This window comes from Deinococcus sp. NW-56, from assembly GCF_002953415.1.
Classification (GTDB): domain Bacteria; phylum Deinococcota; class Deinococci; order Deinococcales; family Deinococcaceae; genus Deinococcus.
Genome location: NZ_CP026517.1, coordinates 16040 through 30226 on the forward strand (window position 1 = coordinate 16040; position 14187 = coordinate 30226).

The following is a 14187-nucleotide window of genomic DNA, read 5'->3' on the forward strand; positions in this document are numbered from 1 at the left end:
CCGTTTTGAAGAGTAACCCCGTTTAGGGCTTGAGTGAAACGGCCTCGGGCAGCGCGGAGACGAGAAAAAATGGAGACGGTATGGCTAGATACCGTCTCCACCACAGTTTAGGTCGGCGGACTGTCATTCGTCAGCTTCACCGCTGGGCCAAACGGCATTTCAGCGACCAGAAGCGCTGCAAACACCAGAAGCTCAGCGATGCGCTGCTGGTGGCCTTGTTGCTCAGCCGTCTTGTCTTCAAGCATCCGTTTCCGTCGATTTGGTGGCAGATACTGAGGGAAGATCGGAGCGGTCTTCCCTCGTACACCCAGGCTTACACCCGTGGCCTCCGTCTCCTGGAGCGCCTCGAAGCCATCGTCAGCCCTCCCAAATGGTGCGGAGAGGTCATCATCGACTCCATGCCACTGCCCGTCTGCCGACCCAAACGAGGGAAACGCTGCGCGTTTCCTGGCGCTCGGTGGGGCTTTGGGACGCAGGGCGACGTGTACGGCTACAAGCTCCACGCCTGGGTGACGCCGGAGGGTGAAATCGTTCAGTACCTGCTGAAACCCGCCAACCTTCACGACACCACGGTGAGCTACGAGCTGAACCGAAGATGGCCGGAGTTCGGCGGGCCAAAGATCATCGGTGATAAGGGCTACTGCTGCCTGGGATACGTGTTCCCACCCAAGAAAAACTCCCGTTACGACACCGGGTGGCGGGAAGACCGCCACCCAAAGTTACGCAAGCGCATTGAAACCGTCTTCTCCCAACTGGTGGAAGCCCAGATCCGCTCCGTTCAGTCGAAGACGCTCACCTCACTTCGCTTCCGTGTCGTCCTAGCCGTCCTCGCGCACAACCTTGCTCAGCCCTAAACGGCGTGAGTAGTCAGGTCGGAAGGGCTTCACGTCGTGCAGCAAGGAGCCCGCCGAAGGATTGATCCCCACTGGCAGCGCGGATTGAGCTATCTCAAGCTCGGTCTCCGGGCGGTTCAGTACGCCTTGAGCCGGGGTCAGGCGGTCTTCACCCGCCTGACCCTTCCGGGTGGTCCTGACCCTGAACCCACACGGGCGAGCAAGCGCCCTGCCCCTTTGATGACCCTGGAAGTTGGCTTGACCTTGCCCCTGTTTCCGGTGCCAGTCTGATTGCAAATCGAGCAGCAAACTTGGAGGCACATGAAAGGCAAACGGTACACCGAACAACAGATCCTGGACATCCTCGGGCAGCTTGAGGCAGGCACGCCGCTGAGCGATCTGACGCGACTCCATGGAGTCGCGATGACGACCATCTACCGCTGGAAAGCCAAATACGGTGGGATGACCAAAGACGAGACCCGCAAGTTTCGCCAGTTGGAAGCAGAAAACCAGCGCCTGAAGAAGTTGGTAGCGGATCTGTCGCTCGACAACGCCATGCTGAAGGAGGTGGTGGGGCGAAAGTGGTGACGCCTGGGACGTCGTCCCAGGCGCAGACGCCCCTCAAAAAGCAGATGGTGACCCTGCTGCGGGATTCTTTTGCGGTCAGCGAACGTCGGGCCTGCCGGGTGCTGGGCTTTTCCCGGACCACGCAAAGACGGAACAGCCCCAAAAGGGAAAAAGACCAACGCCTGGTCGAGCGTCTCCGCACACTGGCCCGAGAGCGACCTCGGTTCGGGTACCGGCGGATTCACCTGATGCTGGGTCGAGAGGGCGAGACCGTCAACCACAAGCGCGTCTACCGGATCTACCGGGCTGAAGGGCTGGCCGTTCGAAAGAAGGAGCGCCGCAAGCTCAGTGTAGGAGAGCGACAGCAGAAACCTGCGGTTTCTGCGCCCAATCAGCGGTGGAGCCTCGACTTCATGTCGGACCAGCTGGCCTCCGGGCAGCGGTTTCGGGTCCTGAACGTCGTGGATGACTTCACCCGGGAGTGCCTGGTGATGCACGTCGGGACCTCCATCACCGGGCATGACGTCGTCCGCGCTCTGGAAGCGGTGGTCCGCTTCCGGGGGGCACCGCAGTCGATCACCACCGACAATGGCCCAGAGTTCGCGGGCAAGGGCCTGGATCTCTGGACCCATGGGCGTGGCATCACGCACACCTTCATCCGGCCGGGGAAGCCCGTCGAGAACGCTTACATCGAGAGTTTCAACGGCCGTGTCCGGGACGAGTGTCTGAATCTGCACTGGTTCCAAAGCTTGGATCAGGCACGCCTGATCCTCTCTGCCTGGCGCCAGGACTACAACGCCGTCAGGCCGCATACCTCGCTCGGTGGACGGACCCCGAACGAATTCGCCCGCCTCGAACAGGCGGGCTGAGGTACGCTGACTTTTGCAAATCGGCTGGTACCGCAATTGGGGCACCCTCAGGCTGGAAGCTCGTTTTTCGCTCGTACTCATAAAATCTGTCAGGTGGCCAGGCCGCTCACCCTGACTTTCGCAGGAGGTCTATTGGTTGGGGGAAAAAACCACAGCCTTGAGATAGAGGTTGCGATCGCCCAACTCCTGAAAGTACGGATTCAAAATACGTATCTGAACAGGCGAGGAAGCAACATTCAGGCGTAGTTCTTTATGCACTTCACTTAGGCGTACCCTTCGCAGTTCACGGCCATTTTGAGCAAAGGCAAGCGTCGAGAAGGTGCCTCCCCCAGACTGCCCATAAGCTTGCAAGGTCAGGGTTCCAGCGGCGCAGGGCCGCAGGGTCACCTGGGGAGCAAAGAGCCAACTGACGGTCCGGCCGTTCGGGTCCCAGGCACCTCCAGCATTTTCCGGCACGGTGACCTCCACGGCTTCACAGCCGTCTCGCCCCTCAAAGTTCACTCGTTCGAGGACAGCGTTGCGGTATTCCGAGCGGTAATAGTCGTTGAAGTACCCCAGTGTCAGGTGCCCTGGACCCGGCACCGGAATATTGACTTCGCGCCGCCCAGTGAACTCGCCCTGCCAGATCACCTGCGAGTTGAGGGCCACCTCTAGGTGTGGGGCATCTCCTCCTGCCGCCTGGCCCTCGGCCGTGATCCGGAGGGAGCCGGGCGCACAGATGTCCGCGACCAGCCACGAGTTGCCCATGAAGTTGAAAGCTTGGTCAGGGAGGGAGGGCGGGGCGGCCTCGGCCGGATACCCCACACGGAACCGGGGTGGGGTGGTGCAGGTCCGGGGCGTGGCGTCGGCTTTGAGGGGCGCTCCCCCAAGCGCAAGCCGCTGCGCCTGCCAGCCCAGTAGGGCCGCCACGAGGATCATGGGCACACTGGCCGCCAGAAGCGGACCGGGGCGTACAGAACCATTCATCGGAGTCTGACCGTCCATTCGTGGGTAGCCAGGGGGATAGGCTGGAGCCCGGCGCGGGCCGGATAGACCTGAAGCTGGAGACGCTGTTCAGGAACATTGCGGATCTCACCGGACAGGGCGAGGCTGGGTTGGGGACCGCGACTGGTGTCAAGGATGGTGCTGTTGACGATGGCGCAGCCCTGGGTACAACTGCGCAGCAGGAGACGGTAGCGCTGTCCTGGGGGCAAAGCCCACTGGCTGTAGACCGTGTAGTCGCGGCTGGTGCTGACCTGAGGGGCGGCCCGGACGAACAGCAGCCTGCCCGGAAAGTCAGGTGGCGCGGCGCTGCTGGCGGCCCACACCGGGAAGGCCAGGGCCGCCAGCAGGCCACCCCCGATCCACCCGTGGGCCGGGCGGATGGCCTCTAGGCGCCCGAGTTGAATTCCGGCCACGATCCAGAACACCTCTCCGAAAAAGGGGCTGGGCACGATCAAGGTGTTGTCAGTGGCTGTCGCCACCAGCAGGCCCACCAGGACGGCGGTACTCAGGGCGTCTCTTGTCCGGAGAGCAGTCCAGACCACCGCTCCGAGCAGCAGAAAGAGGCCCAGCACCCCCAGCGGCCCCGATTCAGCCAGGGGCTGAAGCACGCCATTGTGGGCGATCAGCCAGGGACTGCCCAGGTTGCTGACCCACTCAGGGCAGGCGGAAGTTCCGCCCGGTCCAATCCACAGCTCGCAATAGGCACTGGGCGGTTGCAGGAAACGCCCCAGCAGGTAGGGACCAACCCCTCCCAGGGGCGAACTCTGGATGACGGAGAGGGTCCCGGCCCAGACGAGGTCACGTCCATTGGTTTCGAGGTCGATCAGGCGTTGCGTGAGGGCGTCCCCGTTGCGGATGCCCAACACAACCAGCGCCCCCAGGGCTGCCAGGATGCCCCCGGAGACCAGCGCCACACGCCGATCCGCCCGGACCAGCACCCCGGCCCCGACCCCGATCAGAGCCGCCAGCAGCGGTGCCCGACTGGCCGAGAGCAGCAGCAGGGCCACGCCCGCCCCCCCCAGCAGGACCCGCCACCCTCTGTGCCCGCTGCCAAACAGCCCCAGCCACAGGCCGCAAGCTCCCGCGAGGCCCAGAGTGATGGACGTCATATAGGGATGTGACAGCCGCTGGCCGATCAGAGGAACGCCGCTGACCACAGTCACCACCACGGCGGTTGCCAGCACGGCCAGCAGCCCCACACCCAGAGGCATCAGCCGTCCCGAGCGCCCCAGCATCACGCCCGCACCCATCAAGCCGCCCAGCAGCAGGGTGCGGGTCAGAGCCAGCACGCTTGCTTCGATGGGAGCAGGGGCCAACAGGGCCGGAAGCTGCTGACTGACCGCATAAATGCCCAGAAGAATCCAGGCTGCCCTGGGCAGGCGACGGAGGGCAGGCAGGGCGAGGAGGGCCAGTGGAGAGAGAACGTACAGGGGAGCCAGGAGCGCCAGCCAGACCCTCACCCAGAATGGAGGAGAGGCCGCCTGCGTGAGAGAGGGAGCAGACACGGCAGGACTATAGGTCGTGAGAGGACGGCGGCGTGCCCAGCAGGTCCAGCCACTGCTGCCGCACAGGCTCCGGTGCATATCTCATGGCGTTCTGCCGAGCCTGCGCTCCCAGCTCACGGCGCCGCTCCTGATTCACGATCAGCGACCGCACCGCCTCAGCGAATGCAGCGCCGTCCCCGTCCGGCACCAGCACGCCACCCCCACCACTCAGAATGGCGCGGGGACCATGCGGCACGTCGAAGGCCACGACCGGCACCCCACACGCCTGCGCCTCCAGTAGAACCATTCCGAACGACTCATGGCGCGAAGGAACCAACATGACTGAACTGCCCAAGTACGCTCGCTCAATCTCTCGTGTGGCCGGACACAGCCGGACGTTGCTCAGGCCCTCCCGCAAGATCAGGTGCCGCAGATCGGCCTCCTGTTCCCCCTTGCCGTACAGGTCCAGGGTCCAATCGGGGAATTCGCGCAGGACGGGGGCCAGCGCCTCGATCAAGCGGTCGAAGCCCTTCATCGGAACGTAGCGTCCTACCCCAATGAGCCGCTTGGCGCTCAGGGAAGCAGGCGCATCGGGAAAGAAGGGCAGTTGGTTGGGAATAACGTGTGGGGTCACCCCAAGCTGCCGCTGGAAGGTATCACGGTCTGCCTCGGTTAGGACCACCACATCATCCAAGCGGGGATACGCTACCCGGCGCAGCATCTGGGCAAGGCGAGGCGCGTCTTCGTAGTTCATGTGTTCGCAGGCGATAAAGCGGCCCGACGTCCCTGCTGCCTTCAATAGCGCGAGCAGGACGTTGGGATTGACACTCATACCCAGAGTAATGGTGTCCGGCGTGAAGGTCAGGCGCGAACGCAGCGCCCGCAGGGTCCGGGCATTCTGCGCCACGTAGTGCCGGAGGCCGGGCGTGAAGGGGACGCCCAGGTGGGTGATCGTTACGCGCTTGTCCAGAGGGTAGAAGGGCTGGCCCTCCCCACTGTAGAGGCTGACGATATAGACCTGATAGTGGTCTGCGAGGCTGTTAGCGAGATTGACCGCCGCCCGCTCAACGCCTCCGGGCGGGGTGATGTTGTAAATGACGATATTCAGGGGTCGCATGGAGGTAAGTCTAGGGGGCGCCTAGACTCGGTGCGTACCTTAACTCCCTACTGAATGAGCGTATGGGGTTCAGGAGGACTGGAGCTCGTCTAGATAGTGACTCAAAAGTGAAGCGTTCGTCAGAAGTCGCGTCCGCCTCTGAGGAATACTGAGAACATTGTGCAGCCCTGCTGTGAAAAGGCCCTCCCTGCTCCTTGGAGACGACCATGACGAACACATTGAATCAGCCCGCCCCTTCCGCCCCGGTCCCCACTTTTCCCGGCTGGCCGGTTTTCGAATCCGACGAGGTACAGGCTGTCACCGGGGTCTTGCAGTCCGGCCAAGTAAATTATTGGACGGGTACCGAGGCCCGCGAGTTCGAGCGCGAGTACGCCGAGTACCTGGGCATGGGGCATGCCATCGCCCTGCACAACGGCACGCTGGCGCTGGAACTGGCCCTCTACGCGTTCGGGATTGGCGAGGGCGCCGAGGTGATCACCACCAGCCGCACCTTTATCGCCTCGGCGAGCGCGGCCGTGATGCGGGGCTGCGTGCCTGTGGTCGCGGAAGTTGACCGTGAGTCCGGCAACATGACCGCCGAGACCATCCGCCCGCTGATCACTCCGAAGACCCGCGCCATCATCGCCGTTCACCTCGCGGGGTGGCCCTGCGACATGGACCCCATCATGGAGCTGGCCCGCGAACACGACCTCGTGGTGATCGAGGACTGCGCCCAGGCCCACGGTGCGTTTTACAAGGGGCGCCCGGTGGGCAGCATCGGGCACGCGGGGGCCTTTTCTTTCTGCCAGGACAAGATCATGACGACGGGTGGCGAGGGTGGCCTGCTTGCGCTGAACGACACGGAAGTCTGGCGGCGGGCCTGGGCCTTCAAGGACCACGGCAAGAGCTACGAGGCCGTCTACGAGCGCGAGCACCCGCCCGGCTTCCGCTGGCTGCACGAGTCCTTCGGCACCAACTGGCGGATGCTGGAGGTCCAGGCCGCCATCGGACGGTTGCAGCTCCGCAAATTACCGGACTGGATTGAGCGGCGCCGCGCCAACGCCGCCGTGCTAAACGAGCGCTTTGCCCATCACCGGGCGCTGCGGCTGACCCTGCCGGAAGAGGACATCTTCCACTCCTACTACAAGTACTACGCCTATGTTCGCCCGGAGGAGCTGCGCGACGGCTGGGACCGTGACCGGCTGATGACCGAGATCGCCGCTCGTGGGGTGCCCTGCTTCAGTGGGTCGTGCTCGGAGATCTATCTGGAAAAGGCCTTTCGGGACGCGGGATACGGGCCAGGGGAGCGCCTTCCGGTCGCCCGTGAACTCGGGGAAACCTCGCTGATGTTCCTAGTGCACCCGACCCTCTCGCCAGCAGACCTGCACCGGATGGCAGACGCGGTCGATGACGTGCTGGCGCAGGCCACACGCGGCTAAACAATCATGCCTCCCGCAACCACCAAATTCCTGATCGACCTCGCCCTCTGGGGCGTAGCTGGCCTCCTCGCCTATGCCTTCCGCAAACCGGACCTGCTGGCGCTTGGGATTCCCCTCAACGTGTGGGGCTACCTGCTCCTCAGCGTGATGGTGATGGCCGCGCTGGAGCGCTACTACAGCCTGCAGCGTCAAACGTGGCGCCGGGTGGGGGTGCTGGACCTGCAACGGCTAGGGCGGGCCGTCGCGCTGGCTACCCTGGTGATGTTCGCGCTGGGCTTCATCCTGCAGGGGTGGCTGCAGTTGCCCCGCAGCGTGCCGGTCCTGGCGGGGGTGCTGGGGTTCCTGCTGTTGGGTGGTGTGCGGCTGGCGGCACGGGTCGCCGATGAACGGGTGCGCCTCCAGGCCGCGCCGCAGCGGCAGCGGGTGCTGATCGTTGGGGCGGGCGAGGCAGGCACCCTGATCGCCCGCGAGATGCAGCGGCACCCGGAAGCCGGGCTGGAGCCCATCGGCTTTCTGGACGACGAGCCGGGTAAAGGGCGCACGCGGGTGGTGGGCCTGCCCGTGTTCGGTCCGGTGGCCGATCTGCCCAACGTGGCGGCCCGTGAGGGGGCACAGGAGATCCTGATTGCGGTCCCATCCGCTGACGGGCAGTTCGTGCGCCGGGTAGTGGACCTCGCCCGCGAGGCAGGGCTGCGCTACCGCATTATTCCCGGTGTGTTCGAGATTCTCAGCGGCAACGTGGGGATCAGCCAGATTCGCGACGTCAATCTCGAAGACCTGTTGCGGCGACCCCCCGTCGAACTCAACACCGCCGAGATCGCCGGGTATCTGCGGGGCCGCGTCGTGCTGGTAACCGGGGCGGGTGGCAGCATCGGCTCGGAAATTGTCCGGCAGATCGCGCCCTTCGGTCCATCCACCGTGCTGCTGTTCGGGCGTGGGGAAAACAGCGTCTTTTCCATTCAGCAGGAATTGATGCGCCACTGGCCGGAGATCAAGCAGGTGGGCCTGATCGGGGACGTGCGGGACGCCGCCCGGTTGCGGGCCGTCTTCGAGCGCTACCGTCCGGAGGTCGTCTTTCACGCCGCTGCCCACAAGCATGTCCCGCTGATGGAGGAAGCCCCTTCCGAGGCCATCCTGAACAACGTCATCGGGACGCAAAACGTGGTGGACCTCTGCCTGGAATACGGCGTGGGACGGCTGGTCAATATCTCCACCGACAAGGCGGTCAACCCGACGAGCGTGATGGGCGCGTCCAAGCGCGTCGCGGAGATGGTGGTCTCGGCGGGGGCGGCACGGGCGCGGCCGTCGCAGGCCTTCGTCTCGGTGCGCTTCGGCAACGTGCTGGGCAGCCGGGGCAGCGTGGTGCCCACCTTCATGGCCCAGATCCGGGCGGGCGGTCCCATCACGGTGACCCACCCCGAGATGGTGCGGTACTTCATGACCATCCCGGAGGCGGCGCGGCTGGTGCTGCAGGCCGGAGGTCTCGCCGAGAACGGCAAGGTCTATGTCCTGAACATGGGCGACCCGGTGAAGATTGCCGACCTCGCCCGCGACGTGATCCGCCTCAGCGGTGCCCGCGACGTGGACGTGGTCTACAGCGGCATCCGGCCGGGCGAGAAGCTCTACGAGGAACTGCTGACCCCCAGCGAGGGCGCCGACGCGACCACCCACAGCGAGATCTTCAGCGCCCGGCTGGGTCAGGTGGATGCCCAGCGGTTGACGGGCGAACTGCGGACATTGCGGCAGCAGGCCGAGGTCAAGGACGACGGGGCCATCCGCGCCCACCTCGCCCGCCTGATTCCCGAGAACAAGTTTGGCAGCGTGCGTTGATGCCCCTGCGCATCCTGCTCACGGGCGAACATAGAAGTCATGGGCGGACTGAAAGGTCTGGATTGAAGTCCAGGGAGCAGGTTACTCCTTGTGGCCCCGCTCGCGCCGGTAGTACGTGGCGCTGTCCTCCTCCAGCGGGGGGAGGGTCCCGACGAACCGCGTGAAGGGACCGCCCTCCAGCAGGAGGTCGATGACGAGGTGCTGCCAGACCTGAAGCTGCTGCGCGACCTCTGGGGGCAGGATCAGGCGGCCTTGCTCGTCCACGGTCACGGTCACTCTCATCACCCCTGCCTCCTCCCCATAGGGTAGGTCCCCGCCGGGTACGGCGATAGACCGCACACCCCCGCTCGGCTCCCCGCGTACAGCCGTTGCGCTGTCCCGCTGCAGATTCCCCCCCAAGCCGGGCTTCCAATGTGTTCCGCCACGCCACCTTCCACCTGTGAGCGCCTCGTGCCCGCACCCCCTCATAGGCCATCATCGTCAGGGTTGAACGGGGCGGGAGGGACAGCGAACATGCCCCGTGCTTTGCGTGAAGGCCCCATGTGCCGGTAAGCAACCGCACCCGCCCGCGTCACGGCGGAGCTGTCTCTGGAAAGTTGCGCCTCTTCCCTGACGAGCGGGAAACTGGGAAGAGCGGGCACTCTCCTTCCAGGAGATACGATTGCGGCCCTCCTGCCAGGTGCCCTCGCGCGCCTTCGTTCCAGGCCGATTGACCGTCGGGTGTCCTGGAGGGGGCTGTTCGTGCTGGAACTGGCCCGGCTCAGAGGGCGCCCCCAGGCTTCAGCACGTGGCTGCTGGCGTCGGCAGTCCTCCAACCACGGCGTTCCGCGCAGCTTCTCCCCGCGCCCCTCCACCCTGGCGGCGGTGAGCCCTGGCCCGGTGGGGACCGCCGGGGGTCGAAGCGCCTGGGTCCGGGGGTGCAGACGGGGCAACCTCAGCCGATCCCTGCCCTGTTTCATGAACCAGCCTGGCGGCAGGTGCAGCGTCATCCCCCTGCCGCGCGAGTCCCCTAGCATCGGGCCATGCAGTTTCTGGGACTGGGCGGCACGGACGAGGTGGGAGCCAGCTCCTACCTCTACCTCCTCAAGGAAGGCAATCTCCTGATCGACGCCGGGTTGCGGCCCGGGCAAGTCGGCGAGGCGGCCCTTCCTCAGCTCGACCTGCTTCAGGAACATCCCCCCACGGCGGCCATTCTCACCCACGCCCACCTCGACCATGTGGCCGCCCTCCCGGTGGTGATCCGCCGCTTCCCGGATCTGCCCATCTACTGCTCGGCGGCCACCGCCCGGCTGGTTCCTCTGGTGCTGGCCGACACCCTCAAGGTCAGCACCGAGCAGGGGGCGCACCTCTTCAGCGCCGGGGAGATGGGGCGCACCCTCGAACGGCTCCGGCCCCTGGGCTGGCACCGGCGCTGCGCGGATCACGGGTTCGCGTTCACCCTCAGCCCCAGCGGGCACCTGATCGGTGCGGCGAGCGTCCTGATCGAGAGCGCGGGTCAGTCGGTCTTCCACACCGGGGACGTCAGCAACGTGGACACGCCGGTCGTGAACGCCGCCTGGCTGCCCCCGGAGGTCATGCCCGTGGACGCGGTGGTCTCCGAGAGCACCTACGGCGACACCCTGCTCCCCTCCCGCAAGGAGCAGGTGCGGGCTTTCAGCGCGGCCATCGACGCGACCCTGCGGGGTGGGGGCAAGGTCCTGATTCCGTCGTTCGCCCTGGGCCGCGCCCAGGAGATCACCCAGCTCCTCGTCACGGCGATGGCGAGCGGCCTGGTGCAGAAGGTCCCGATCTACCTCGACGGCCTGACCCGGCCCATCACCGAGGCCTACGAGGAGATGCTGCCCCTGCTCCCCCGGGCACTGGAGAACCGGCGCAAGACGAGCGGCCAGCCGGTCTTCCTGAGTGACCCCGTGCGGCCCGTCGCGGATCACCGGGACCGGGCCAGGGTCATCGGGGAGGACCGCCCGGCGGTCGTCATCGCGTCAAGTGGGATGCTGCACGCGGGGGCAAGTCCGCAGTACGCCCGGGCGTGGCTGCCCGACCCGGACAACGCCCTGTTCGTCGTGGGCTACCAGGATGCCGAGTCGCCCGGCCGCCGACTGCTGGAACTTCAGCAAGGCGGGGACGTGCTGCTGCCCACCCGTCAGGGGGAACGGGAAGCCGTGCCCGCCCACGCCCGCATCGAGCGCTTCTACTTATCGGCCCACGCGGACCGGGGCGGTTTGATTTCCATGATCGCCCGCTACAAGCCTGGCAAGGTGCTCCTGACCCACGGGGAAACGGCCCCCAGATCCAACCTCGCCGGGTACCTCGGCTCGAAGTACGAGGTGGGGTTACCCCGGGCCGGGGAGGTGGTGGCCTTGCAGGATTCCGGCAAACGCCGGGGCAGCTTCATCTCGGCCCCCAAGCGGCGCCTGGAGGCCACCCGGGAGCGGCATGCCCGCAAGCCCGTCCTGGTCCGGTACGAGCCGACGGCCCACGAGCTGCGGGTGATCCTGCCGGACGGCCTGGACGCGGAGCTGTTTGGGGAAGGCGACTACACGCTGGAAGTGCTGCGCGGCAAGCTCTCGCGCATCAAGCTGACCCAGCGGGACCCGGACGCGGTGGGCACCCCGGCCGCCGGACAACCCGAGGAAGATGCGGCGCGGCCCGAACCGGAAGGCTCGCCGGTGTGATCGCCGGGGCCTGTCCTCGGGGAAGGGGCGGGGGACAACTCCTGAGGGATGGTGCGGGCTGTGTCGAGGGAGTGCCCCCCGGCCACCCGTTCCAGGCTGGTGGAGAGATGAGCGTGGAGATGCCCGCCGACGCCAAGGTCCGGATCTGCCACGCCCCGACCAACCCGCCCTGCTCCTACCCTGGAGATATGCCCCCCAGGATCGAACCCTATTCGCTGAGCGAGTTCAAGTTCAGGGTGCTGCGTGATGTCCTCCAGCACGGCTCACTGACCACCCGCCGGTTGGTGCGCGGCCACGGTCCCAAGATGACGTGGGACGCCCTGATCCGGGAGGGCTACCTGCGTGCGGCGCAGACCATGTACGGCGAAGTGGTCGGCCTGAGCAAGGCCACCTATCAGTTCTTCCGGTACCAGAACGAGGACGCGGATGACCCCGCCGACCAACGGGTGGACTACCTCACGGGGCCGACCCTGCTGGCAGACCGCGCCTTTCAGAACGACGCGCTGGAGATTCTGGAGCGTGAAGGTTACCGCGTCATCGCCCGCCAGTATGTGAACAAGCAGAAGAAGGTGGTCGGCAATGGGAGGCCGGAAGGGCACATCGTCTCGTACATGCTGCGCGTTCCCGCTCACGTCGCGGAGCTGATGGCCCAGAACAAATTCCCGGTCAAGCCGTTCGATTGGCGGCAGGACTACCACCATCTGGGCCAGACCGGGTACCCCTCGCTTTATGCCTCGATCGGCAATGGCGGGATCAAGTCCGCACGCTTGCGAGCGCTGCTGCGAGCCCATGAGGAAGGCCCGCCTGGCTGGAAGCACCCGCTGATCGTGGCCCTTCCCCAGGACCATGACACCCATGATGTGCTGCGGCACGTGGCCCTCAAGCACGCGGATTCCAGCTTGGAAGGCTCCGGCATCTGGACCGGCTGGTCGTACATCAAGGAGCGCCAGGGAATCCCCCGGCTGCGCATCATCGAGCTGCCGCGCCGCTAGTCACCAGCCGTGAACCATCCACTTGTGGCAGCGTGGGCGGTCGCGGTAAGGATCGTTCGCCGACCAGAAATCGATGAAGTAGGCCATCAGTGTCCGCAGCTTGAGGTGCCGAATCGTCAGGGCCTCATTCGGGACGGTCCGGGTCCGGGCGTGCACGGTGGTCGCCCAGATCACCCCGGAGTACCCCATCTCGCCAAACGCCTCGATCTTCGTCAGGCGTACCTCTTGCGAGTACCCGGCATCGACCTCCACCGCGTAATCACTGCGCCGGTCCGGATTGGGGGAACGCAGTTCGGCGTCCGGCCGATTGCCGCGCTCCCGTCCTCTGGCCGTCGTGACATGCCAGCCGTAGCGGGCGAGTCGGGGATCCTCCTGAGCCAGGCGCAGCCGTATCTCTGTCAGGGCCGCGTCGTGCATCAGCTCACGCGGTGGGCGCCCCAGGGTGCGGTTCTGCAGGGCCACGAAGGTCAGGTCCGTCTCGGAGTGGGGCTGCATGGTGCGGGTCCGACAGGTGTACGTGACCTGCGGAAGGTCCAGCCACCTCATCGGCTCGGTTAACCCGGCCCGCTCGAGCTGCACCGTCGTGGCGACTGGATGCTGGGTCAGGAAGGCCCGGAGGTGGGCCTTGCGGGTGGCCGGGTGGAGGGTCATGCCCCGTTTCTGGCATGCAGGTCATCACAAGACCATGACGTCCAAGGGTGCGCGTCGGCTGGGGCGGGGAATCTTGAGCGTTACATGGAAAGGAAGTTGTGGTTAAGGCTGTGGTTTTGCAGACGGGAGTCCGCCAGCCTAAGTAATGCAGCTCACCTTTAAAGTCCAACTCAGATCCTGGAAAGTCAGACTGCTGTAAGTGCCTGGTCCATACGGTAACGGGCATGTTGCCATCGGAACTGGCCCGCGAACTCGGCTGGGAACCCTCGTCCATGAGCAAACGCCGGGCTGCCTATCACGCCGAGCTGGGCACAGACGTCGAGTCCGTTCTCTCGGACAGGACGATCACTGACCTCCGGGCCATCCGAGCCACCCTGCGAGAACGGCCAGGCTGGACTTACCGTCAAGCACTGCTGCTGCGGCTGGGGAAGGCGGCTGAGCCAGTGCCACCTGAGTCGGTCCAAGTGATCTTGCAACGCCTGACGAACATGGAGGAAAGTCAACTGCGGCTGGAGGAGAATCAGCTCCGGATAGAGGAAGTTCAGCGCCGACTGCTGGACAAGATGGACGCGATCGGGGGGTACTTGCGGGATCATTTCAAAAGGCAAGGGGGAGTGGTAGACGAGGCCAGCGATCCGTTCCCCCCGAGCCGCAGGATGAACTCCACCCGGCCCGACAAATCCTCCTAAGCACCAGCGTCCGCCAAAACCACGACCCCTTCCCACCTCCGGACACCTGGGCTGAATGCCAGCGCCCGCGATAACGTA

Annotated in this window: 12 protein-coding genes; 7 read left to right on the forward strand and 5 right to left on the reverse strand. The window is 65.5% G+C overall.

All coding sequences use genetic code 11. From position 1 onward, the window contains the following. Positions 1-80: 80 nt before the first annotated feature. A complete protein-coding gene (locus C3K08_RS13995) occupies positions 81-854 on the forward strand; it encodes an IS982 family transposase (protein WP_104992106.1) in 774 nt (257 codons plus the stop codon). A 300-nt stretch (positions 855-1154) separates the two neighbouring features. Continuing rightward, positions 1155-2269 (forward strand): IS3 family transposase gene (locus tag C3K08_RS14000; RefSeq protein WP_234009238.1). Its coding sequence is split into 2 segments (ribosomal slippage): positions 1155-1404 and positions 1404-2269, totalling 1116 coding nucleotides; the frame shifts between segments, so codons are not numbered across the junction. Positions 2270-2398: 129 nt separating this feature from the next. On the opposite strand, the gene C3K08_RS14005 is transcribed toward C3K08_RS14000, so the two are convergent. From C3K08_RS14005 to C3K08_RS14015, 3 genes are read right to left on the reverse strand one after another with little or no spacing between them, the layout of a single operon-like run. Beyond that, the gene (locus tag C3K08_RS14005; RefSeq protein ID WP_104992107.1) at positions 2399-3187 is read right to left on the reverse strand and encodes a hypothetical protein; all 789 of its coding nucleotides are present in this window, start codon (positions 3185-3187) and stop codon (positions 2399-2401) included. Between the two features lie 44 nt (positions 3188-3231). Further along, positions 3232-4758 (reverse strand): O-antigen ligase, encoded by a 1527-nt coding sequence (locus C3K08_RS14010; protein ID WP_158679947.1) that lies wholly within the window; start codon positions 4756-4758, stop codon positions 3232-3234. Positions 4759-4765: 7 nt separating this feature from the next. Next, positions 4766-5854 (reverse strand): glycosyltransferase family 4 protein, encoded by a 1089-nt coding sequence (locus C3K08_RS14015; RefSeq protein WP_104992109.1) that lies wholly within the window; start codon positions 5852-5854, stop codon positions 4766-4768. Between the two features lie 206 nt (positions 5855-6060). Between C3K08_RS14015 and C3K08_RS14020 the strand changes: the two genes are divergently transcribed. Both C3K08_RS14020 and C3K08_RS14025 read left to right on the forward strand, forming a co-directional pair. Then, positions 6061-7272: a DegT/DnrJ/EryC1/StrS aminotransferase family protein gene (locus C3K08_RS14020; RefSeq protein ID WP_104992110.1), complete on the forward strand. Its 1212-nt coding sequence runs from the start codon at positions 6061-6063 to the stop codon at positions 7270-7272. 6 nt (positions 7273-7278) lie between these two features. Beyond that, positions 7279-9102: a nucleoside-diphosphate sugar epimerase/dehydratase gene (locus C3K08_RS14025; RefSeq protein ID WP_104992111.1), complete on the forward strand. Its 1824-nt coding sequence runs from the start codon at positions 7279-7281 to the stop codon at positions 9100-9102. Between the two features lie 81 nt (positions 9103-9183). Here the strand turns inward: C3K08_RS14025 and C3K08_RS14030 are convergent, their stop codons facing one another. After that, positions 9184-9384 carry a hypothetical protein gene (locus tag C3K08_RS14030; protein WP_104992112.1) on the reverse strand — a complete coding sequence of 67 codons (201 nt, stop codon included), beginning with the start codon at positions 9382-9384 and terminating at the stop codon, positions 9184-9186. 740 nt (positions 9385-10124) lie between these two features. Between C3K08_RS14030 and C3K08_RS14035 the strand changes: the two genes are divergently transcribed. Both C3K08_RS14035 and C3K08_RS14040 read left to right on the forward strand, forming a co-directional pair. Then, entirely contained in the window at positions 10125-11777 is a 1653-nt protein-coding gene (locus tag C3K08_RS14035) for an MBL fold metallo-hydrolase (RefSeq protein WP_104992113.1), read from the forward strand. Between the two features lie 188 nt (positions 11778-11965). Then, on the forward strand, positions 11966-12769 hold the full coding sequence (locus C3K08_RS14040; RefSeq protein ID WP_158679948.1) for a hypothetical protein: 804 nt from the start codon (positions 11966-11968) through the stop codon (positions 12767-12769). Here the strand turns inward: C3K08_RS14040 and C3K08_RS14045 are convergent, their stop codons facing one another. Next, positions 12770-13420 carry a hypothetical protein gene (locus C3K08_RS14045; protein ID WP_104992115.1) on the reverse strand — a complete coding sequence of 217 codons (651 nt, stop codon included), beginning with the start codon at positions 13418-13420 and terminating at the stop codon, positions 12770-12772. A 224-nt stretch (positions 13421-13644) separates the two neighbouring features. Between C3K08_RS14045 and C3K08_RS14050 the strand changes: the two genes are divergently transcribed. Next, positions 13645-14109 (forward strand): hypothetical protein, encoded by a 465-nt coding sequence (locus C3K08_RS14050; protein ID WP_104992116.1) that lies wholly within the window; start codon positions 13645-13647, stop codon positions 14107-14109. Positions 14110-14187: the final 78 nt, after the last annotated feature.